The 21,365-nt window shown below is 48.9% G+C and carries 21 protein-coding genes, 1 tRNA gene and 1 pseudogene; 9 read left to right on the top strand and 14 right to left on the bottom strand.

What is annotated here, in order from left to right:
- Window positions 1-72: 72 nt before the first annotated feature.
- Genes AWQ24_RS10975 through AWQ24_RS10965 form a run of 3 tightly spaced genes read right to left on the bottom strand, consistent with a single transcriptional unit; the run spans window position 73 to window position 3,884 of the window.
- Window positions 73-1,128 (bottom strand): metallophosphoesterase, encoded by a 1,056-nt coding sequence (locus tag AWQ24_RS10975; protein WP_065716825.1) that lies wholly within the window; start codon window positions 1,126-1,128, stop codon window positions 73-75.
- 5 nt (window positions 1,129-1,133) lie between these two features.
- Window positions 1,134-1,874 (bottom strand): HAD family hydrolase, encoded by a 741-nt coding sequence (locus AWQ24_RS10970; RefSeq protein ID WP_065716824.1) that lies wholly within the window; start codon window positions 1,872-1,874, stop codon window positions 1,134-1,136.
- A gap of 39 nt (window positions 1,875-1,913) precedes the next feature.
- Complete coding sequence (locus AWQ24_RS10965) at window positions 1,914-3,884, bottom strand: NAD(P)/FAD-dependent oxidoreductase (protein WP_065716823.1); 1,971 nt, start codon at window positions 3,882-3,884, stop codon at window positions 1,914-1,916.
- Between the two features lie 172 nt (window positions 3,885-4,056).
- Here AWQ24_RS10965 and AWQ24_RS10960 point away from each other — a divergent pair, with 172 nt between their 5' ends.
- Together AWQ24_RS10960 and psbM are read left to right on the top strand one after the other, a co-directional pair.
- Window positions 4,057-4,353, top strand: a complete 297-nt coding sequence (locus AWQ24_RS10960; protein WP_012307752.1) for a 2Fe-2S iron-sulfur cluster-binding protein — start codon at window positions 4,057-4,059, stop codon at window positions 4,351-4,353.
- 132 nt (window positions 4,354-4,485) lie between these two features.
- The gene (psbM, locus tag AWQ24_RS10955) at window positions 4,486-4,590 is read left to right on the top strand and encodes a photosystem II reaction center protein PsbM (protein WP_012307751.1); all 105 of its coding nucleotides are present in this window, start codon (window positions 4,486-4,488) and stop codon (window positions 4,588-4,590) included.
- Between the two features lie 93 nt (window positions 4,591-4,683).
- Here the strand turns inward: psbM and AWQ24_RS10950 are convergent, their stop codons facing one another.
- Window positions 4,684-5,535, bottom strand: a complete 852-nt coding sequence (locus AWQ24_RS10950; RefSeq protein ID WP_065711086.1) for a universal stress protein — start codon at window positions 5,533-5,535, stop codon at window positions 4,684-4,686.
- 131 nt (window positions 5,536-5,666) lie between these two features.
- Between AWQ24_RS10950 and AWQ24_RS10945 the strand changes: the two genes are divergently transcribed.
- Complete coding sequence (locus tag AWQ24_RS10945; RefSeq protein WP_041443581.1) at window positions 5,667-6,530, top strand: energy-coupling factor transporter transmembrane protein EcfT; 864 nt, start codon at window positions 5,667-5,669, stop codon at window positions 6,528-6,530.
- Here AWQ24_RS10945 and AWQ24_RS10940 read toward each other — a convergent pair whose 3' ends face one another.
- Window positions 6,531-7,559, bottom strand: a complete 1,029-nt coding sequence (locus AWQ24_RS10940) for an ABC transporter permease (protein WP_065716822.1) — start codon at window positions 7,557-7,559, stop codon at window positions 6,531-6,533.
- A gap of 197 nt (window positions 7,560-7,756) precedes the next feature.
- On the opposite strand from AWQ24_RS10940, the gene aroC reads away from it, so the two are divergent.
- Window positions 7,757-8,851: a chorismate synthase gene (gene aroC / locus AWQ24_RS10935; RefSeq protein WP_030006618.1), complete on the top strand. Its 1,095-nt coding sequence runs from the start codon at window positions 7,757-7,759 to the stop codon at window positions 8,849-8,851.
- Here aroC and AWQ24_RS10930 read toward each other — a convergent pair.
- On the bottom strand, window positions 8,848-9,783 hold the full coding sequence (locus AWQ24_RS10930; RefSeq protein WP_065716821.1) for an AEC family transporter: 936 nt from the start codon (window positions 9,781-9,783) through the stop codon (window positions 8,848-8,850). The genes aroC and AWQ24_RS10930 overlap by 4 nt on opposite strands.
- Before the next feature lie 135 nt (window positions 9,784-9,918).
- Between AWQ24_RS10930 and AWQ24_RS10925 the strand changes: the two genes are divergently transcribed.
- The 3 genes from AWQ24_RS10925 (at window position 9,919) to AWQ24_RS10915 (ending at window position 12,274) form a co-directional block, all read left to right on the top strand.
- Complete coding sequence (locus AWQ24_RS10925) at window positions 9,919-10,704, top strand: D-alanyl-D-alanine carboxypeptidase family protein (protein WP_173867237.1); 786 nt, start codon at window positions 9,919-9,921, stop codon at window positions 10,702-10,704.
- A 69-nt stretch (window positions 10,705-10,773) separates the two neighbouring features.
- Window positions 10,774-11,616, top strand: a complete 843-nt coding sequence (locus AWQ24_RS10920; RefSeq protein ID WP_065716820.1) for an SWIM zinc finger family protein — start codon at window positions 10,774-10,776, stop codon at window positions 11,614-11,616.
- Between the two features lie 106 nt (window positions 11,617-11,722).
- Window positions 11,723-12,274 carry a hypothetical protein gene (locus AWQ24_RS10915; RefSeq protein WP_065716819.1) on the top strand — a complete coding sequence of 184 codons (552 nt, stop codon included), beginning with the start codon at window positions 11,723-11,725 and terminating at the stop codon, window positions 12,272-12,274.
- Between the two features lie 93 nt (window positions 12,275-12,367).
- On the opposite strand, the gene AWQ24_RS10910 is transcribed toward AWQ24_RS10915, so the two are convergent.
- The 5 genes from AWQ24_RS10910 to AWQ24_RS10895 all read right to left on the bottom strand — a co-directional run bounded on the left by AWQ24_RS10910 (window position 12,368) and on the right by AWQ24_RS10895 (window position 16,763).
- Window positions 12,368-12,913 carry a hypothetical protein gene (locus AWQ24_RS10910; protein WP_065716818.1) on the bottom strand — a complete coding sequence of 182 codons (546 nt, stop codon included), beginning with the start codon at window positions 12,911-12,913 and terminating at the stop codon, window positions 12,368-12,370.
- Window positions 12,914-12,948: 35 nt separating this feature from the next.
- Complete coding sequence (locus tag AWQ24_RS16680; RefSeq protein ID WP_257784382.1) at window positions 12,949-13,083, bottom strand: hypothetical protein; 135 nt, start codon at window positions 13,081-13,083, stop codon at window positions 12,949-12,951.
- 145 nt (window positions 13,084-13,228) lie between these two features.
- Window positions 13,229-13,714: an allophycocyanin subunit alpha-B gene (gene apcD, locus AWQ24_RS10905; protein ID WP_012307741.1), complete on the bottom strand. Its 486-nt coding sequence runs from the start codon at window positions 13,712-13,714 to the stop codon at window positions 13,229-13,231.
- Between the two features lie 180 nt (window positions 13,715-13,894).
- Window positions 13,895-16,459 carry an alpha-glucan family phosphorylase gene (glgP, locus tag AWQ24_RS10900; protein ID WP_012307740.1) on the bottom strand — a complete coding sequence of 855 codons (2,565 nt, stop codon included), beginning with the start codon at window positions 16,457-16,459 and terminating at the stop codon, window positions 13,895-13,897.
- Between the two features lie 215 nt (window positions 16,460-16,674).
- Window positions 16,675-16,763: transfer RNA gene (locus tag AWQ24_RS10895), tRNA-Ser, on the bottom strand.
- Window positions 16,764-16,843: 80 nt separating this feature from the next.
- Between AWQ24_RS10895 and AWQ24_RS10890 the strand changes: the two genes are divergently transcribed.
- Both AWQ24_RS10890 and AWQ24_RS10885 read left to right on the top strand, forming a co-directional pair.
- Window positions 16,844-17,425 (top strand): TIGR04376 family protein, encoded by a 582-nt coding sequence (locus tag AWQ24_RS10890; RefSeq protein WP_012307738.1) that lies wholly within the window; start codon window positions 16,844-16,846, stop codon window positions 17,423-17,425.
- Window positions 17,426-17,466: 41 nt separating this feature from the next.
- The gene (locus AWQ24_RS10885) at window positions 17,467-18,051 is read left to right on the top strand and encodes a Uma2 family endonuclease (protein ID WP_065716817.1); all 585 of its coding nucleotides are present in this window, start codon (window positions 17,467-17,469) and stop codon (window positions 18,049-18,051) included.
- On the opposite strand, the gene AWQ24_RS16255 is transcribed toward AWQ24_RS10885, so the two are convergent.
- The 3 genes and pseudogenes from AWQ24_RS16255 to AWQ24_RS10875 all read right to left on the bottom strand — a co-directional run bounded on the left by AWQ24_RS16255 (window position 18,052) and on the right by AWQ24_RS10875 (window position 21,355).
- Window positions 18,052-18,198, bottom strand: coding sequence for a hypothetical protein (locus AWQ24_RS16255; protein WP_012307736.1), 147 nt, complete (start codon window positions 18,196-18,198; stop codon window positions 18,052-18,054).
- Window positions 18,195-18,575: a nucleotidyltransferase family protein gene (locus tag AWQ24_RS10880; RefSeq protein ID WP_083993521.1), complete on the bottom strand. Its 381-nt coding sequence runs from the start codon at window positions 18,573-18,575 to the stop codon at window positions 18,195-18,197. The genes AWQ24_RS16255 and AWQ24_RS10880 overlap by 4 nt, the downstream gene beginning before the upstream one ends.
- A gap of 23 nt (window positions 18,576-18,598) precedes the next feature.
- Window positions 18,599-21,355, bottom strand: a pseudogene (locus AWQ24_RS10875) (class I SAM-dependent DNA methyltransferase).
- Window positions 21,356-21,365: the final 10 nt, after the last annotated feature.

Raw genomic sequence — 21,365 nt, 5'->3', positions numbered from 1 at the left:
TTTTTCTCCTCAAATCCCAACAGTCTAGGTAATTTTTAGCGCATCCAGGTTGGCGATCGCCAGAAATCTTGCTCAAGTGGCCCGCAGATCGCGGCGTTGCAAATGTCCCCTCGGAGTATTCAAACTGCCGGGTAAAGTGCCGTGATCAACCACAGTCAGGCGATCCATGTTGTAGGTGGTGTAGCGCAAGTTTGTGCCGCCCCTGGGAATATCAATTATCGTAAGGCTCCGGTAGGGGGAAAGATTGCCTTGAACTAGAGAACGCGGCCCATCTCCTAAAGCACCAGTATGGAGCAGTTCCAATTGCCCCCGGTGAGCGGGATAGTAAGCGTGTTGGTGACCGCTGATGTAGGTGTGGACGTTGTATTTTTCGAGCAGAGCCTGGAGGCGATCGCCATCATAGAGATAATTTCCTGGTTCTGAGCGGCTGCCCGAAGCGACGGGATAAAGGGATAAATGGCCTAGGGCGAACCGTAAACGACTCCGTTGGGCTTGGTCACTGGCAAGACTGGCTTCGATCCAAGCCAACTGTGCTGGACTAATGCGGGCGGTGGAAGCATCCCACACAGAATAAAAAATATCGTTTTGAGTAAAGCTGTAATAGAAAGGGAAATGACGACGGTCAACAAAGTCTAGGGTCGGAGTATGGGCAGGGTTGCGCCAATATTGACTGGCCGCCTGACGATCTGCGGCAAAGGCATATTCTCCATCACGAAGGGAGCCGGAAGCATCGTGGTTCCCTAGGGTGAAGGCGAAGGGAATGTTTGCTTGGCGCAGGGGTTGGGCAATGTATCGTTCAAAGACTTGCCACATGGCGGTGAGCTGGGCTGGGGTGAGGCTACTTTTTTGGCCTGCGACCATATCGCCCGCACAGAGCACTAGATCCGGTTGCCAATCAGGAATCAAGGCGATCGCCCGTTTCACTTGGGACAGATAATCCGTGGAACCATAGGCGCTGTTCAGGTCGCTAATCACCACCAGGCGCGTCTCCCCTGGGGCTGGGGTATTGAGAGCAGTTGGTACAGGATTAGCGATCGCCTGAGATTTTGCAATAATCCCACGCGAAATAAGTAAACTCCCTAGGGCCAAGCCCCCATAGGTTAAAAACTGTCGTCGATTCCCGTGCATTGGTTTTAGCCCCGCAAAATTTTCACGTCATCGAGGTTGGCGATCGCCACATCCGCTGTTTCTAGGTGCGCTTGGGTGGCATCTCCCCAACAAATTCCCACGGTGCCCGCGGCCCCTGCCGCCTTGGCCATTTGAATATCCCCTGGGGCATCGCCAATCATTAGGGTTTGACGTGGCTCAGTGCCTAAGGTTGCACAGGCTTGTAAAAATAAGGCTGGATCGGGCTTGAGGCCAAATTCTGCACCCATTTTTAGCTGAATATAGTCTTGCAACTGGTAAGTTTTGACGAAAATTTCCACATTAGCGGTGCTGTCCATGGAGAGAATGCCCAGCTTCAACCCAGCATCATGGCAAAATTTCAGCACCTCCAGGCTGCCGGTAAACAGCGGTGAGGTGTCGCTGCGATCGCCAAGGATTTCTTCTGCTTCGGCAAAGGCTTTTTTGGCAATGTCAAGGGCTTCAAACCAACTGCGCCCCGTTTCGGCAATGTAGGCAGCGGCGGCGATCGCATTTTCTGGGTGACTGCCCACCGCCATTAAGCCCGTCGGGTCAAGCACTCCATCCACCATCCCAAAGGCCATCAGGAGCGGTTCTCCCACCCCAGGAATTTGGGCATCGATCAACCGGGCGCGCTTTTGGGCCAGTTCCCGCAGGTAGTTTTGGGAGTCGGCGAGGGTGCCATCTTTATCAAAAATGATCCCCGTAATATTTTCAAAAAGGCGATCGCCCACTTGCACTGTAATCATCGTAAATGCCGCTAATCCGTTGCCAAGGTCAATAACATTTTAGGTGCCGACGGTGAGCCGATATTTCAAACTGAGCAGACTCAGCCAGAGGGAAGGGTATTTTTCCGATAGCCAAGCTTCCGAGTTTTCGAGCCACTGGGGTAACCAACCCATCAACAGCAGACTCAACACCGCATCAAAACTAAAGGCAAAATAAGCACCGACCCAGCGGATAAAGTCCTTCGCCCCAGCCATTTGCCAAATCCACACCAGCAATGCCGGATTTTGGCGGGCGGCAACCAGGGCCAGCTTATTGAACATCAGCCAACTGGTGCGATCCTTGATAAAGGTCTCGGCCACCTCTGGGGGGGAATCCGCTAAAAGCCCAAAGAAGGTATTCAACATGGCATTGATCCGTTGGGGCGGTAACTTCATCCCCGTCGGCACCATCATCCCCTTAGAAAAGAGCCAAGTCACCGCAATATTACTTTGGTAGGCGCGGATCTTGCTCAAATTCTGCTGGTCGAGGAGATCTTTTTGGAGGGCAATATCCAGCAGTTTTGTCAGACGGTCTAAATTGCGCACCAGGGAACCAAACCCCGTAAAGACCAACGGAGACTGGAGGGACGCCGCATCCCCAATGGCGAGGAGTCGATCAAAGGCCACTTGGCGATCGCCTGCGCCCACATTGAAATAACCCGGAATATAACCAAACGTCGCCTTCTCAAAGGTGAGTTGTGCCATGTCACAGCGGCGGTACTCCGGCAAAATGCTGAAAAAGTCTTCGTACATTTCCAACAAAGACCCCGGATTCTCCGGATTTACCTCGTGGTAGTGGAACAGATAAATGGTCATCTCGTCCCCTTGACCCGGAAACAATTCCCAAATTAACTGTCTGCCCCGGGAAATATCCCCATGGGAATTTAAAACATCCCCATATTCGCTATCCCACACCGCCGGGTCAAACCCCTTCACCACGGCCCCTACTGTCGGACAAACGCTATCAAAAGGACGTCCCTGGTTCAACTGCGCCGCAATGGGAGAAGCCGTCCCCATCGCATCTATCAGCAGTCGCGCCTGAACAATTTTTTCTTCCCCGGTCGCCAATGATTTCGTGAAAATCTGCGCCCGTTCCCGGCCAATATCTGCCCGGATAAATTCCGTCTGATCCCAAATTTCGCCCCCAGCAGCCCGTAATTTTTCACCACATTTTTCGAGCAACAGTTCCGAAGCTACGGCAATATTCAGCACCGTCGGCGTGTAGAGAATATTCGCCTTGAGGTGGGATGGATTATTCCCATCGAAAAACTTGTTAAACCCATTTTTATATTCACGGGCAACTAAGGTTTCAATTTCTGTTTCATCAAACAAGCCCAGATTAATCAGACTTTGGAGTTCACTGCGGGAAATATTCCACTCCCGGTTCATCCGCCCAAAGGGCAACCGCTCAATTAGCAACACCTTGTAACCCAGTCGTGCCATAACAGCAGCATGAATCACCCCTAAAGCGCCACCAATGTAAACCAAGTCATATTGGGCGAACTGGGGATCGGCGGGCTGATTTTTTTCAAAAATAACGGGTTGGGGCGCTTGGGGATTTTTCACCGTTTCTCGCCAGCGTTTTTCCCACCAATAGGCCCGCTGCAAGTCAAACTCTCCCTGGGGAAATTTCTGGAAATATTCGACTGTTTTCGGATAATCTGCGGCCAAAGCGTCAAAAATGGATTGGCCTGGTTGAATTTCAGGGGGGGCTGGGTACTGATTGGGGAAAGCCTGTTCTAAATCTGATTTGAGTTGGCGACAAAGACTCTGGGGCTGGGGAAATCCTGACGCCCAGGCAAATACTTTTAAGTAGGTGGTACGCTGCACATTCCAGGTGAAAATCGAGAGTTTGGCCCCATTGGCGACTAGGCGAATGCCTGTGGGGGTCTGCTGCTTCTCTCCGTGCCGGGGTTGCCAACTGGTCTGTAGCCAATGACAAACTTTGTCAGTGTCGGGGGTAGGGACTTCGAGATAAAGCAGTTCTTCCATGGAAATTACAGATGGGTGAGGGGTGATGTCGCTCTGGATTATCATACCCGCTTTGATTTGCCCAAGGGAGAGGCCTTAGGATCGACAAAACAGCGTTGGGTTCGTAATTTTTCTTATAAAAACTTAACCTTGTTAAAATAGAATTGATCATTTATTCAACACAGGAGGGTTCATGGCTAATATCACCTACGTTCCGGCAAATAAGGACGTGATTGCGGCAGATGGTGCAAATTTACGGGAAAAAGCCCTGCAAAATGGCGTGGATTTGTACACTTTCGGCGGAAAATTGATGAATTGCGGTGGTGTTGGCCAATGCGGAACCTGCATTGTCGAGATTCTGGAGGGGATGGAAAACCTGTCGCCCAAGACTGATTTTGAGAAGCGGCGTCTCAAGCGTAAGCCCCCCAGCTATCGCCTTGCTTGCCAAACCTTGGCCCATGGGGATGTTGTTGTAAAAACCAAACCCTAAGGGCAGCCTCTTTGGTTTTTTGTTTAGGAAGATATTCTTTGGGAATCCCCGTGGCGATCGCCCCTGGTAAGGAGCTAGAGGTGATATTCTTGATATCATTGTGATCTAGCTCGATGAAGAGGCGATTATTCAATGCAAGTTAACGATCTCGGTTTCATTGCAACGATTCTTTTTGTACTCGTACCCACCGTTTTTTTGTTGATCCTTTATATCCAGACCAACAAAACGGCTTCCTAAGAAAAACCATTTTAAAAAAACACGATAAAAAACAATGGGGGACAGATCCTTGGCGATCGCCCCCTTTTTTATGGCTGTGAATCGGGTTTCTTTTTAGCTGGCATCAGTCCGAGCTAAGAGCACAGGACAAGGCGCATTTACCCGCACATAGTCCGATAGAGACGTGCCCAGTAAGCGATCCAGGTCAGGCATACTCTTAGCAATGGAAGGACGGCGGTCTGGGGAACCTAGGATTAACAAGTCAATGTTTTGGTCTTTGGCGACATTGCAGATTGTGGCCCCAGGACGACCCCCAACGACTAACGTTTTGTACGCAATGCCCATTTGTTTAGCCCGTTGAATCGCTGGAGCGAGGGCCGGATTCGCGTCCATTTCTGCTTGGGAAAGGGAAAGATTCCCTGGTAAATCAGGGTTAACCCGCAGGAGTAGCAGTTCGCAGCCACTATAGTCCCGCAGCATTTGCAGGGCTAGATCCAAACCATACATCGCCGCATCGGACTTATCGATGGCGACCATAACTTTTTTGACCGTGCGCACATAGATGTCATCCTTGACCAGGAGCATCGGGCGATTGGTGAGCTGGAAGACGTATTGACTCACAGAATTAGCGAGGATCGACTGTAGCCGTTTGAGTCCCCGGGAGCCCATCAAAATTAGGTCGGCATCAATCTCATCGGCGACTTTGCAGACCACGTCTTTAGGGTCCCCTTGGCGCAGGATGGTGTTGACGTTGCCAGGATCAAGCTTGAGGTCTTGGATCGCTTGGGCGAGGAGCTTACCACCGGTTTCGTAGCCTTTTTGTTCGATGTCGGGAGTCAGCTCTTCCTTCACAACATGGAGAATATTAATGCTAGTGTCTTTGAAGGCAGGGAGCTTGAGCAAGTTTTTCAACATATCCTGGACTTGCCCAGTGCCAGAATCAGCGAAGAGAATTTTTCTAATCATGGGACGACTGTTAACGGGGTTTTTCAAATGGGCTTTTATCCCTAGGATCCAGCATACTCCCTTCTGAGGGCGGGAAATTTTAAGGCTTATTACATAATGGAAGTTGATTTTTTTACGGAATTTTCACCACGATGGATTTGATGCGATCGCTGCCCATTGGGTTATATCTGGAGCAGCCCCAAACCTGGCTCCACCGACTAGACCCCCGGGTAAAACTCGCTTGGTTGATGAGTTTTTTGATTGGGCCGATTTTGGCGAACAACCTGTGGCGCTTGGGTTTGGTGGGGTTATTAATCGCGATCACCCTAACGGCATTAATTCCCCTGCGGGTCTGGAAACAACAGATGGGGTTGCTATTAATTTTTTGTTTGGTGTTGTTTGGGGTTACGTTAATCACCCCCGATGGCTTGGTGCTTGATCATCAGCCCCGTTTACCGGCAGAGGATCTAGATATTCAGCAAAACTATGAATATGTGGTGTGGCAGTTTAAATTTATCTCCGTCACGCGCCTCAAACTCGATCTGGGCATTAAGCTCAGTACACAAATTTTCACGTTGCTCTACAGCACCAATCTCTATCTGTTGACCACGGCAGCGGAAGAAATCACCACGGGTTTAGAGTTTCTCCTGGGGCCGCTGCGCCGACTCAAGGTTCCGGTGACAGAAATTTTGCTCACCCTGACCCTCTCGCTCCGATTTATTCCCCTCGTGTTGGAGGAAATTCAGAATTTAACGCGTTCAGTCCGCACAAGGGCGATCGCCTGGAAGACCCTAGGGTTCAAACAGAGTGCTCAACTGTGGCTGATGGTCTCCGAAAAACTCCTCGAAAATCTCCTAATGCGGGCTGAACAAATGGCGACGGCGATGGATATCCGGGGCTTCACCAGTCCAAACCAGCACCTTGTCCGTTGGCATCAACTGCGCTTCCACCGTTGGGATTGGCTGATCCTTGTGTTGCTGCTGCCCTTTTGGTCATTGCGCTTCCTCTGGGGCTAGTTAGTAACGAATCCGTGGGTCGATCAACGCATTCACAATATCAATCACCAGACTGACCACCACCACAATCGCCCCGAAAAACACCATAATCCCCTGTACCGTTGGATAATCCCGCAGGGAAATTGCCTCATAAAGACGATTCCCCAAACCTGGCCAGGAAAATGTCACTTCCGTTAAAACCGCTCCTCCCAACAAAGCCGCGAAGGTTAAACCCAAGACCGTGATTACCGGAATGAGCGCATTTTTCAGGGCATGGTTCCAGAGAATTTTTCGTTCAGGAATCCCCCTGGCCCGCGCCGCTTCGACATAATCCGACTGCAACGTTTGGCGCAGATTAACCCGCACAATGCGCTCAAAAATACCACTCAAGAGAATTCCCAACGTACAGCAGGGCAACACCAAATAATACAAAGCCGTTCTGAGTTGCAAAAAACTTCCCGTGAGCAGACTATCGAGGGTATAGAGGCCCGACAAGGTGGGCGGTGGGGGCACATCCAACGGAAAGCGTGTCCCCAGGGGAAACCACCCCAACTGCACCGAAAAAATGAGTTGCACCACCATTCCCATCCAGAACAAAGGCAGTGCGTAGGTGATAATCCCAAATAATCGCCCGCCCACATCAAACCAAGTGCCTTGGCGGGAGGCTGCAATCATCCCCACGCCAGCCCCCACCACCACCGCAACAATCATGCCAAACAAGGTTAATTCTACGGTTGCGGGAAAATGCTGCTGAATCACCTCCCACACCGGTAAGCCGCGACTGGTGAGGGATGTTCCCAAGTCAAATTGCAACAGGCTGCCGAGGTAACGGACATACTGTAACCAGAGGGGCAAATCTAAGCCTAGTTGTTCCCGGAGTAGGGCCTTGGTCGCTTCAGGGGCACGGTTGCCGAGGATTGCATCAGCAGGATCGCCTGGGGTCGCCCGGAGGAGCAGAAAGACGACGGTGATAATGGTTAACAACATCAAGGGAGCCAGGAGCAGACGCACCAAGATGTAGTACTGGAGAGCTTTACTACGGGAAGCCATGGGCAATGGGTGGGGAGAGATAGAACTGGAAAAATTATAGGAAACTGCGGTCGTTCCTCAAGAAAATTATTCTGGGCTAGTGAGGGGAATTAACGTCATGACAGGCGGTAGGGTTGGGGAACTGGGTTACAATACAGTCTCGAAATTTTCTGAAATTTCGGCACAAATTTTTCTCTTTCATCATTGCGATCAGACCTATGGGCAACAGCTTCGGACATTTATTTCGGATTACAACCTACGGTGAATCCCATGGGGGTGGCGTTGGCGTCGTGATTGATGGTTGTCCGCCCCTCGTGGAAATTTCTGAAGCGGAAATCCAGGCGGAATTAGACCGCCGTCGTCCGGGCCAAAGTCGCATTACAACCCCTCGGAACGAAGCCGACCGCTGTGAGATTATGTCTGGGGTCTTTGAGGGAAAAACAACGGGAACTCCGATTTCAATTTTGGTGCGCAATAAAGATCAACGCTCCAAGGATTATTCGGAAATGAAGGAAAAATATCGTCCTTCCCACGCGGATTTTACCTACGATGCGAAGTATGGGATTCGCAACTATGAAGGGGGTGGTCGCTCTTCGGCGAGGGAAACTATCGGTCGGGTGGCAGCGGGGGCGATCGCCAAAAAAATCCTCCAGCAGGTGGCCGGGGTAGAAATTATCGGCTATGTCAAGCGGATCAAAGACTGTGAAGCCGTTGATATTGACCCGAATCAAGTCACCCTTGCGCAAGTAGAAAGCAACATTGTTCGTTGTCCCGATGCGGCGGCGGCGGAAAAAATGATTGCCCTGATCGATGAGATTCGCAAGCAAAAGGATTCCATCGGGGGGGTGGTTGAATGTGTGGCTCGCAATGTCCCTGTCGGCCTGGGGATGCCTGTATTTGATAAGCTCGAGGCAGATTTAGCCAAAGGGGCCATGTCGCTCCCAGCCAGCAAAGGCTTTGAAATTGGTTCTGGCTTTGCGGGGACTTTGCTCACGGGCCAAGAACACAACGATGAATTTACCGTGGATGACCAGGGCCAGATCCGCACTAAAACCAACCGTTCTGGGGGTATCCAAGGGGGCATTTCCAACGGCGAAAACATTGTCCTGCGGGTCGCCTTTAAACCCACTGCAACCATTGGGAAAGAACAACAGACAGCCACACGAGCCGGTGAAGAAGCAACCCTCGCCGCCAAAGGCCGCCATGATCCCTGCGTGTTACCCCGTGCCGTACCGATGGTGGAAGCGATGGTCGCCCTCGTGCTGTGTGATCATCTCTTGCGGCACCAAGGGCAATGTCGCACACTCAGTTAACGAAACCACAAGAGCCAAATGGGTAGCGTTCCCAACAAAAGTAGGGTGCCAGTGGCCAGGGAACTAACGGCTAACTGGCGATCGAGGGCATAGGTTTCGCTGACGATCAGGGTGGCAAAGGCGGGCGGCATCGCGATCTGCAACACCAACACTAGACAAATAACATTGGGCAGATTAAAAAAGGGCAAGATCAAGCCGAACAGAAACGGGGCGATCGCCATTTTGATCAAAAGACTACTGCGCACTGGCGGTATTTCTTGGCCCGGTTCCAATTCCCCTAGGCGCATCCCGATCAAGATGATCGCCAAACCAATGACTACCCAGGAAGCGATTTCTAAACTCCATTCCAAAGGTTCCGGAAAAACGAGCGGCTTACAGGCCAACCCCAACACCAAACTCCAGAGGGAAGGGTTGATGCCCACCTGGGTACCCATATTTTTCAGGCGCGTCCCCCAAGTTTGATTTTCCCCCTGGCCGTAGTAGGTAGCCACCATCACCCCGACCCCATAGCCCCACAACAGACTGCCCAGTAAGTCGTAGAACAAAGCCCAAGCAAAGGTTTCTGGCCCGGCGATCGCCAAACTGATCGGATAGCCCAGATAGCCCGTATTACCAATGCTCGAAACCAATAGGAAACTGCCCTGGGAGGGGAGCGATAAATCGGGGGTACGGTAACGCAACCAGAGCCAAGCCACCCCAAAACAGAGTCCCATCGCCAACCAAGCAACGACCGGCGCAAACCAGAGAGTGCCTGTCAAATCCACCTGGCGCACAAAGCCAAACACACTCAAGGGAATACCAAACCAAAACAGACCTTTGCCCAGATTGCGCCCCAGGGATGCAGGGAGATATTTCCCCAGGAGCCAACCGCCCCCAATGCCGAGCCCCAACTTGCCGTAGATGAGCGCCAATTGCAGCAGCAATTCTGCCATAGAGTCCCTAACCTTTGATCCTTGTTTGAGCCTAACACCAGATGATGATTTTGCCGGAGAACTTCCCCATTGCGAAGAAAGCAACATAAGATAGAACCACAAAATATTTAGGGAGTGCAGCGGTAGGAATTGAGCGTGTCCGAAGAATTTGATGACCTCTCTGTCCTGGATGACATTGATATTCCTGAGGTCGTGCGGGACGAAGATCCAGAACAAAGCGAAAAAACCACGGGATCTAACCCCAAGCAACGCCTCTTGTTAGGGTTGGGGGGAATCCTCATTGTCGGGTTTGGGGCGATCGCCTCACGCCAGTTTTTCCAGGCTACCCCAGATCCCGCTGCTCCAGAGGATCTTGCCAGCGATGTTTCTCCGTCCGAATCAGGCAGCAATGATACCGAAACCAGCGAACAAATTCTCGGTCATTTTCCCTACCCCGAAGCCGAGGTCAGTGAACTGGTCGCCGTGAGTGCCGATGGTCGCTTGAAATTACGCCCCGCCGCCGCCGAAAAGTTTCTTCAAATGCAGGCCGATGCCAGACAAGCCGGGATCAACTTAGCCTTACTTTCTGCCTTCCGCACCATCGAAGAGCAACAATATTTATTTTTTGACATTAAAGAACAGCGCGCCCAGGACACCACCAAGCGGGCTGAGGTGAGTGCGCCCCCCCGCTACAGTGAACACCATACGGGCTATGCCATTGATCTAGGGGATGGAAATTTGCCAGCGACCCACCTCCAGGAAAACTTTGAAAATACAGCGGCGTTTCAGTGGCTCCAAAATAATGCCGCCCGTTATAGTTTTGAGTTGTCTTTCCCGCGAGATAATCCCCAGGGCATCGCCTACGAGCCTTGGCATTGGCGCTTTGTGGGGGATCAAGATAGTCTGGAAACGTTTTACAAATCCCGCAATTTGAATCCGTAGCCCTTTTCTTGGGAAACGATTGGGAGAGAAAAAGGTGATGGGCGTACATTTTCAGAGGAACATTAGATCATGGTAGAAACCCTCGATCAACAGCGTTGGTGGGTACAACGGTGGCTAGAATTACTGGATTCTTACCGCTTTAAAAAACGTCTCGAACGGGCGCGCATCTATGCGAAAGCGGGTAATGTGCTGCAAATTGATTTCGTCGAAGCCCAGGCGATTGCCCTCGTGCAGGGGAGCGAACCAGAACCCTACCGCGTTTCTTTAAAACTAGACCCCTTTAGTGACGAAGCTTGGGGCTATGTGGTGGAAAGTTTAGCCCAAAAGGCGCTCTTTTCGGCCCAACTGCTAGCCGGGGAAATGCCGGCGGCCATTGAGCAGGTCTTCACGGCAAATGGTTTAAATTTGTTTCCCTTTACCCTGGCAGATATCCACTCCCGCTGTACCTGCCCCGATAAAGCCAACCCCTGTAAGCACATTGGCGCGGTTTATTATCAACTCGGCGATCGCTTTAACGAAGATCCCTTTGTGATTTTTCAACTGCGGGGCCGCACCAAGCAACAAATCCTCGATGCGCTCCGGGACTACCGACGGCAACATTTTGCCACGGCAACTGCGACCAATTTACCCAGCCATGACCAGGCTGAACTTGAGACAGTCCAACCGCAACAGAACCCGAAAACTATTGATATTAAACAGTTCTGGCAATATGACCATCCCCTCGATCCAGATTTGGTTGTGATTACGCCGCCCACCGATGGCACCACGAGCCTCGATCTTTTGGGGGCGATCGCCCTTAATCCAGAGGATGCCCAAGCTTTCCAAAGTTACCTTAATTATGTCTATGGCATGGCTAGTCAAAAGGGGTTAATGCAAGCTTTACAGGGGTTGAATGCGAGCGAATCAGCCTAAATCCAGAAAAATTCGCTAAAATCAAAAGCCGATTGCCTTGAAATACAGCAAAAAGGTCACAATCGATCTGTTTTTTTAGTGGTTTTGCCTGGAGTGTATTGAAATTATGTGGATTATTCCCTTTGTGATTGGTTGTGGTGTTGGTGCGGGGGCGTTTTACCTCGTCAAAAAAGATGACCTGAATCGGCTGGGCACTTTAGAAACAGAACTGAGTCAACTACGACGGGATCTACAAACCAGCGAAACCAACCATGAGCAACGGTTACGGGAGGCGATCGCCACCTTACAGCAAGAGTATCAAGGCAAAATTGCCACCCTGGAAACGCAACTTGCCGCCGCAAAAAATCCGGCCCCGGCAGAAACAGCAAGCCTGAAGGATCACACCGTCCCGAATACCCTAGAACCGCCGATCCTGGCCGCCACCATCCAGCCCCGCACCGACTCTACCCCCGTCTTGGTCAGTAGCCCCAGTGGTAAACCCTGCATTCCGCCAATTCTCGCCCAAGGGGTGACTTTCCAAACCGTTGAAGCGGCGATCGCCTCCTTTGAACCCCCAATTCTCGCTGCCGAAATTCACTGTCGCACCGAAACCTCAAGCCCCAGCCTCACCACCCCCAGCGGCAAACCCTGCATTCCACCGATTCTTGCCCAAGCCTAAACCAATTTCCCCTTGGGGAGATGCCATAGGATAGAGAGAGCTCTTCCCTGGAGAAAGGTCGCAAATACAAAACTGACTTCCCAGGGAAAATATCTAAGCGGCTTGGAAAATAGACCAGAATTGGGCAATCTCAATTTGAAACTGAGAAAATAAATATCCCCCCAAGGCAAAACTCCCCAGGCCCATCCCACTGAGAATGAGGAACACCTGCCACACCCGATAACCGCGAATCTGTAAATCTAAGTGACACAAAATCCCCGCTGAAAGCAACACAAAAAAGCGGACAAATTGCTCTAGCCAACAAATAATCAAGACCGCCGCAAAGGCCCAGGCTAAGACCGATGTAAAGGCCTTAGCATCGGAGCGCAACCAAGTCCCAAATAACAATTGCATGATTCGTAGAGGAGCCACTAAGACCACCATCAAAAGCAGCACAAGTCCCCCGCCAAATCCCCAGGCCATCTTAAAGGCGATCGCCTGATCAATAGGCCAGAAAAACCATGTCTGATGCCCTAAGAGCCATGCCTGCCACGCGGGGACCATTTCCCCCACCAGCCAACCAAACACCCCATAGGCCAAACAAAAAAGTCCCAAGGAAATCCAAGGAAAACCATAATCTTGGGTTCGTGATGCTGTCATCTCTATTCTTTACCCACGGACAAATCTGTCAATTGCTAGGATACCCAACAACCATCCTTCCCTGGGGAAGGTGGCTGAAAGCCGGAAGGGGTAATTCCCTGGGGAAGGTGGCTGAACGTCGGAAGAAATTCTCCCTTGAGGGAGGTGGCCGTCAGGCCGGAGGGTGCCATTCTCCCCTTGAGGGGAGTTAGAGGGGTGGCCCTTGAAGGGAGCAGAGGGGTGGCTCGAAAGCAATAAAAAATCAGGGTGCGCAAACAACCCTGATCCCTGACGGAATAATTGAATTGAATTAGACCGCAATCCCAGAACTCAACCCTAGGACATTGCTTGGGTAATGAAGTCAAAATAAGGAGCAGCAATTCTTGCTTCCTCTGAATCAAGCACACCAAGGGCGGCATCCTTGAGGCAGCGAATCGCATCAACCATCCCAGGCACCGGTACACCGAGGGCGTTGTACATTTCCTTCACCCCGATTAAACCAATCCTTTCAATGGGATCTTTGTCGCCAGCGAGGATACCGTAGGTGACCAGACGTAGGTACCAACCGTAGTCCCGCAGACATTGGTTATATTGCTTCGTGGTGGCTGCATTCCCGCCCGAGGTTCGATATTCTGGGTGGATGCTAAACAGTTGCTTTTGGGCTTGGTCAACGATTTTCTTTTCGTTGTCGGCAAGGGCCTCCGCAATGCGGATCCGTACCGCCCCAGTGGCTAAAAAGTTTTTAATCCCCGAGAGTTCACCGCTGCTGGGATAGCGGAGTTCGTCATCGGCTCTCAGGATAACTTGACTAACGACGCTCATATTATTGCTGTTTTAATAAATGGATTCTTGCTTAGTTTAATAGCTTAGACTATTGTCTCACAAGGCATTCGGGCTTTAATGATTGCCCGATAATTTTAAGAAACGTAAACTCTCTCAGGGAAAGTTCTTCCCCAGTATAGGGGTAAATTGCCATTGGCATCGTCTCTTGGACGGTTTGTCCTAGGCCCAACGGATGAGCCGGGGTTCGGTGGCATCATCTAGGTGAGGGTGGTGGGGAAGAATACGTAGGGCCATGCCTTGGTAGCCACTTTTTTTGTATTGCACAACGCCTTGGTAGATTGCTTTTTGGTCGGTGGTCAGGCCCTGGAAGGTCATAGGGTAACTTTCGCCGTTAATGAGTTCGTCCTGGTCATTGATGGTGCCGAGGTAAATTTGCACGGCCAGATCGTCTGGGGTCAGGGCTGCGAGATCGAGAATTGCTTTGACATGGACGGGCTGTTGAATGTCGATTTCGGCGGACTCCCCGACATCAAAGGCTTCGACGCGGATGTTGTACCAGGCCTTAAAGAGTTGGGATTTCCAATCGGCGAGTTCTTGGACGGCTTGGTAGTGATTGTCGCTGAGTTCAAAATGGCGATCGCTCAATTTAAAATAAGCCTTCTGGGCATAGTCCCGGAGCATCCGCGATGTATTAAACATGGGGCAATTCAGGCGAATGGCCTCCTTCATTTTATTGACCCAACCTTCGGGGACATCGAAACTGTTGCGCGTATAGAACAGCGGCACAATTTCTTTTTCTAGCAGTTCATACAGGGCACTGGCTTCTACCCGGTCTTGGTAATCTTGATCATCGTAAATTTCCCCGTGGCCGATCGCCCAACCGGTGCGGGTATAGTCGGCCTCATCCCACCAGCCATCAAGGACACTTAAATTCGGCAAGCCATTCATCGCCGCTTTCATCCCGGAAGTGCCAGAGGCTTCTCGAGGGCGTCGGGGGGTATTAAGCCACACATCGCACCCAGACACCATTTTGCGGGCAATGTGAATATTGTAATTGGGTAAGAAGACGACGTAATCTTCGAGGCCTTCTTCCTGGACGGTATGGATGATGTTGCGGATTAGTTCTTTCCCCGGAATATCTTTTGGGTGGGCTTTCCCGGCGATAACAAATTGCACTTGACGCTCTGGATTGCCGAGGATAATTTTTTTAATGCGTTCAATGTCATACAAAAAGAGGTTGGCCCGTTTGTAGGTGGCAAAGCGACGGGCAAAGCCAATGGTCAGGAGGTTGGGCTTGAGTACCTGGCGGGCTTTGGCGATCGCCGCTTCAGTGGCTCCTTGTTTTTGCAGTTGCTTGGCGAGGTGCTGCCGAATATAGACAACCAAATCGGAGCGTTGACGCTCGTGGTTACGCCATAGTTCTTCGTTGGGAATGGTGCTCACTTTTTCCCAGATATGGCTTTCGGCGGGGGCTTCATCCCAGGTGGGGGCCAGGTAGCGGTCGTAGAGATCTTGGGTTGCGGGGGCGGTGACGCTGCGGGCATGGACACCATTCGTGATCGAGGTAATCCCCACTTCATCGCGGGGAAAATCTGGCCACAAGCTATGGAACATTTCCCGGGAAACTTGGCCATGGAGTTGACTCACACCATTAATAAAAGCACTGTGTTTGAGGGCAAAGATCGCCATATTAAAGGGGGCTTCTAGATCCCCGGTATTTTCCCGACCCAGGCCCAGGAAGCGGTCTGGGGAGAGGCCAAATTTTTCGGCATAGTGGCCCACATAATGCAGGGTTTGCTCCGGGGAAAAAAGATCGAAACCGGCAGAAACCGGGGTGTGGGTCGTAAACATTTGGGTCGAGAGGGCAAACTGTTGGGCATGGCGGAAGGTTAAGCCTTGCTCTTGCATGAGTTTGCGGATGCGCTCCAGGATCAAAAAGGCGCTGTGGCCTTCGTTCATGTGGTAGACCGTCGGTTTGTAGCCTAGTTTTTCGAGCATGCGCACGCCGCCGATACCCAGGAGGATCTCTTGGTGGAGCCGGAGATCGCGATCGCCCCCATACAGTTCATCGGTAATGTCGTGGTCGTAGGGGTTGGTATTCTGCTCAATGTTGGTATCTAACATATAGAGGGGCACCGTCCCCACATCGATACGCCAAACCCGTGCATAGATCATCCGCCCCGGAAATTCCACCTCAATGATCAGTTCATTTCCCTGGTCATCTTTTTCTAAATGGAGGGGCATATTGTAGAAATCATTGATCGGATATTCTTCCTGTTGCCAGCCGTCATGGTTGAGATACTGGGCGAAATACCCCTCCTGGTACAGCAAACCGACGGCTACTAGGGGTAAACCGAGATCACTGGCGGATTTGAGGTGATCCCCCGCAAGAATCCCCAATCCCCCGGAATAGATCGGCAGGCAGTAGCTGAGGCCATACTCCGCACAGAAATAGGCATAGCATTCTTTGCCTTTGGTTTCGCCCCGTGCTTTGTGGTACCAAGTGTGTTGTTGGAGGTAGTCATCGAGCTGTTCAATGGCCCGTTCCATGTGGGCGATAAAACCGTCATCCTTAGCTAGTTCATCGAGGCGGGCTTGGTCAACGCGACCCAACATCGCCACCGGATTGTGGCTCGTCTGCTGCCATAGGTCTGGATCGAGGCGAACAAAGAGACTTTTTGCGGCGACATTCCAATCCCAGTGGATGTTATGGGCGAGGCGGCGTAGGGGTTCCAGGACAGGGGGTAAAACGGCTTTGACCTGAAACTTGTGGGTCGGTTTCATGGGAAAAATCCTTCAACGGACAACGGGATGATCTGTCTTTAATAAATAGCGAATTCCCTTTGATTTTCTGGCGATCGCCCCTGGGGAATTTATAAATCGATAGAACTCCACACATTTCTTCTGAAAGCCCAAGGAACCGGGGAAATACTAAAAAATCCCGTCAATCGTAGGGAGTTGCGGGAAATACAGGGGAATATATTTAGTTAATTTTGGTACGGAGAGAGAGGGATTCGAACCCTCGGAGCCGCGTACACGACTCGGCACATTAGCAATGTGCTGCTTTCGACCACTCAGCCATCTCTCCTGGCGTGACGATAAATGATTGTAGCAGACCTCCCTAAAAAAAGCTAACCTAAAGTCAGCAATTGTGAAAACGGCGGAATTATGGGTCTTTTTAGCGAAGTTGGGCAGTTTTTTGAGACGCGATTAGAGGAATTTCTCAAGGCACATCCCCAGTTAGAACTCCAGGCGATCGCCGAGCAACTCCAAGAACAAGAACGAGAAGCCAACCGCCTCACCCAGGATCTACAACGGCAACTGACCCAGGTGGAGCAACAGATCGCCCAGGTGGCCCAGGATATCCAACATTGGCACCAGCGGGTACAACAGGCCGAAGCGGGTCGGAGACCGGATCTCGCCAGCGCCGCCAAAGCGAGGGAAGCGGCCCTCCTCCGCCAGGGGAATCAACTCTGGGGCAAGATGCAAGGCACTAAAAAACGCATTGAACAGGCCCAGTCTCTTTTGGTGCAGCTCCAGCAGAAACGCCAGGAAGTGAAGCAAAAAATGGATGAACTGCAAGCGTCTCAAAAAGTAGAGGATGCCTACACCAGCAGTTGGGAAAACTTTAGTGGTACCAATGGCGATCGCCAAACCTACAACAGTGCCACCGATCCCCTCGAAGCTCAGTTCCAAAAGTGGGAAATGGACGAACAAATTCGGCAAATGAAGCAAAAAATGGGCCGCTAGTTTTTCACTAAGTGACTCAGCTTAGAATGAGGAAAATAACGATGATTGCAACACCTAAGTTTCCAGAAAAAATGACTGCTGCGGAATATCTCCAGTGGGAAGAACGGCAGGAACTTCGCTATGAATATATTGATGGTGAAATTATTGCGATGACTGGAGGAACGTTGCCTCACAATGATATTGCAATCAATCTATTAGTTGCTTTGAGAGCACACCTTAAGCCCAGAGGTTGTCGGGTAAATATGTCTGATGTAAAAGTGCAAGGGAAAGCAAATCGGCGTTATTTTTATCCGGATCTGGTGGTCAGTTGTCATCCTGAAGATCTCAAAGCCCGTAAATGGATTCAGTATCCGAAAGTAATTGTTGAAGTTTTATCACCAAGCACTTCAAATTACGATAGCAAAACAAAGCTGAAATATTATCGACAAATGCCTAGTCTAGAGGAATATATTTTGCTTGATTCTGAGCATATTTATGTAGAACTTTATCAACGGCAAACGGGAGAAATGTGGGGATATCGAGATTTTGGTGTTGACGATACGCTGGTGATTCCAAGTATTGAATTTGAGTGGGCAGTGGCAGATATTTATGCTGATGTAATTCTAACGGCAGAGGATAGTGAATAATTAGGCGATCGCATCGATCAATAAGTCACTATCAAGGGCATTCGATTGTCGAGCTTGATTGGCACGATGAATTCTCTGGTAGGTTTTTTCTAAGCTAACAAGTTCATCATTAATATGTCCTGCGACTTTCAAATAAGAAGAAATCATATTTCCTGGTGGTTCTTTAGAATGCTTTGGTAAACTTCTGATTTGACTGTGTTGATATCGACCAGATTGATTTCAATCTCATCACTAAGGCTTTGTACTGTGTCCATAGCTAACAACGTTTCACTTGGCTCTAGTCCCCATGCAGCAATGTCAATATCTGACCACTTAAATGTTTCTAAATCAAGAATTGAACCGAACAAAGCAACTTTAGAAGCATTGAATTTTTCTTTTAAAATTATTGCTGCTTGCTTGGCTAAATAAAGACTATTTTTCTGATGATTTTTGTTGATCTCAATTTTTTTTTGTGACTTTTTCAATGCTGATTGATAGTAGAAATAGAGTCTTTCTTGGTCTTGTAATAATTCTTTGATGGTCATTGTTCTCATTATTCAATGTGAAATTAAGATGTTTTGTTTTTGCGGGCTTTTTTCTTTTTTGTACTTTGTAGGAGTGGTGTTATCAGTTTCTCGTATTCATTAAATAAAAATTCGATGCGGTTGAGTTCGCTGGTAAAAGCTTGGGGACGGTAACAAAGATCCACCGCTTTATCGAGTTTTTGGTGGGCTGTCATTAAGTCGGGGGGCATAGTAAGCGGATCGTAAAGATCGGCAAGGCTACTATCGGGATATTTGTCTCTGGTGTCTAACACTAACTGCGCTGCTTTTTCGACTGTTTGTTTTTGTTTCTCGGTTACGTCCTGTGGAAAAGGAAAATTGTTATAGACAATGGTATTAGAATAACGGTAATCACTTTTTAATCTTCCACATGTGTACTTGACCCAAGTCATGTGCATTTCTGAAGTCAAAATCCCAAAATCATAAATTGTTGCATTAGGAATAGTTGAAACTTGATCATTCGCAATAACTAAGCGACTTATTCCATAACCTATTGGAATGTATTTTCTTCTCTCTGAAGATACACGAGGGAGTAATAAATAATCACTTTTAGGCTGTCTCATTTCACCAAAGAGTGTTGAAAATTCAGCTAGTTTTTGGGTTGCTTTTCTTGTACTTTCACTGCGAATACTCTTCACTTTCTGAACTCTTTCATAGACTCTAGGTAAATTTTTAAGCTCTTTAGGTGAAATGTTAACAAGCCAAAAACAGTAACGAGAATAACCATTAATAAACTCCTCTGATCCAGTATAAGGTTTAATCCACTTTTCTGCTTCTGGCTCTTGCTGTAGAAAGGAATCCTTTTCGGATTCTGTAAGAATTAAGTTCCCTCTATCATTAGGCATACTGCCATACATGATTGCAGGTCTTGGAGAAATTCCAGTTCGCCTACTACTAATAACAAGATCATTACCTCCAGCTAGATATGGATTAATGTTTTTAACAATGATCTCAGTTGGTTCACTATTGATATTGATATAATCAAATATTCTTTTCTTTCCAATATCTTTTGTCCCAAAGCCAATAATTACACAGTGCACGGCAGCATTACTCTTTGCTTCATTTGTCCAATTAAAAGTACGATGTGCGAAATAGATTTTAATATTATAGGTTTCATACATTTCTCTCCATAAAATACTGACCTGTTCACCCTGAGAGATAGAATTTGTGCTCACAAAAGAACAAGATATGTTGGTTTCTTGAATAATTTGAGCCGCCTTAATATACCAAGCTGTTACGTAGTCTAAAACTCCAGCACCTTTGACACTATCAAAAACAGACTTCATGTCTTTTTTTTGTTGTGAATCTTGAAAGGATTTTCCAACAAAAGGCGGATTGCCGAGAATGTAATTTAACTTTTCCTTTGGAATCACTTCTTCCCAATCAATCCGTAACGCATTCCCATTCACAATTCTGGCAGCCTTCTTTAGCGGCAACCGGACAAAATACTGCCCAAACTCATTACTCACCTTGATATTCATCTGATGATCGATGAGCCACATCGCCACCTCTGCTACCCGTGCCGGAAACTCATCATATTCAATGCCCCCAAACTGATCCACATCCACCTTTAGGAACAAACGAATATCAATAAACCCCTCCTTCTTCTTGTAAAGCTCTTTGAGAATCAATAACTCTAGATCTCGCAATTCCCGATAAGAAATAATCAAAAAATTTCCACAGCCACAAGCCGGATCAAGAAAATGTAATTCCCCAAGCTCATCATGGAGCCGCTTTAACGCCGTTGGACTGCCTTTTGCCTTCTTAAATTTCTCGTGCAACTCATCCAAAAACAAAGGCTTAATCACCTTCTGAATATTTTTCTCAGACGTGTAATGCGCCCCCAAATTTCGTCGAGTCTGTTGATCCATCGCCGCTTGGAACATTGACCCAAAAATTGCCGGAGAAATTTTCCCCCAATTAAATCCACAAGCTTCTAATAACATTTCTCGCATTTTGCGATCAAAAGCCGCAGGCGCTAACTGCTCTTCAAATAACTTGCCATTCACATAGGGAAACTGCCCTAAACTCTCATCCAGATTTTTTAACCGCTTCTCCGGTGGCGTATTCAACACATGGAAAATATGCCCCAAGTGCATCGCCAAATCACTACCATCTTCTTTGGTATGAATATCGAGATATTCCTCAAAAATTCCCTTTTCAAAAATGCCTGTGTCATCTGCAAATAAACAAAATAACAACCTCACTAAGTAAACTTCTAGATCATGACCCGTATAACCAATCTCCCTGAGACGGTCATGCAGCTTACCCATCAACTCCGCCGCGTGAATATTAACCGGATCTTCATCCTTATAAGTTCGCTGCTCATATCCCGCAATAAAATCAAACAGATGAACATAATTGACGAAATCTTTTAGGAGAAATTCATGGGTCTGATCTGTTTCGAGGTCATAAAGCCGGAATTGAGCGAAATCCGACACCAAAATATATCGAGGTAGCTCATGCTCCTTTAACCCCGGGAAATAATCTTTTGCCTGTTCAAACGCCTTATCTAAACTTTTTCCTCGTGATTTATGCTCAACAAGAATATTTCCCTTCCATAACAGGTCAATAGAACCTTTCTTATTCCCTAATTTGTTAACTGACTTCTCAAATGTTGCGATTCGCTTACGAGAAATGCCAAATACCTGAAAAAAATCATTCCAAAACGATTGTGCTTCTGATTTTTCTGACTCCTCAAATTCTCACTCCTTCGAGAAGGCGATCGCCCGACTTTTGATTTCATTCCAACTTAAAGGCATTATTTCTCGA

The organism is Picosynechococcus sp. PCC 8807 (assembly GCF_001693295.1).
Lineage (GTDB): Bacteria > Cyanobacteriota > Cyanobacteriia > Cyanobacteriales > MRBY01 > MRBY01.
Note: the sequence above shows the minus strand (reverse complement) of the source record. Positions and strands in the feature narration are given on the sequence as shown.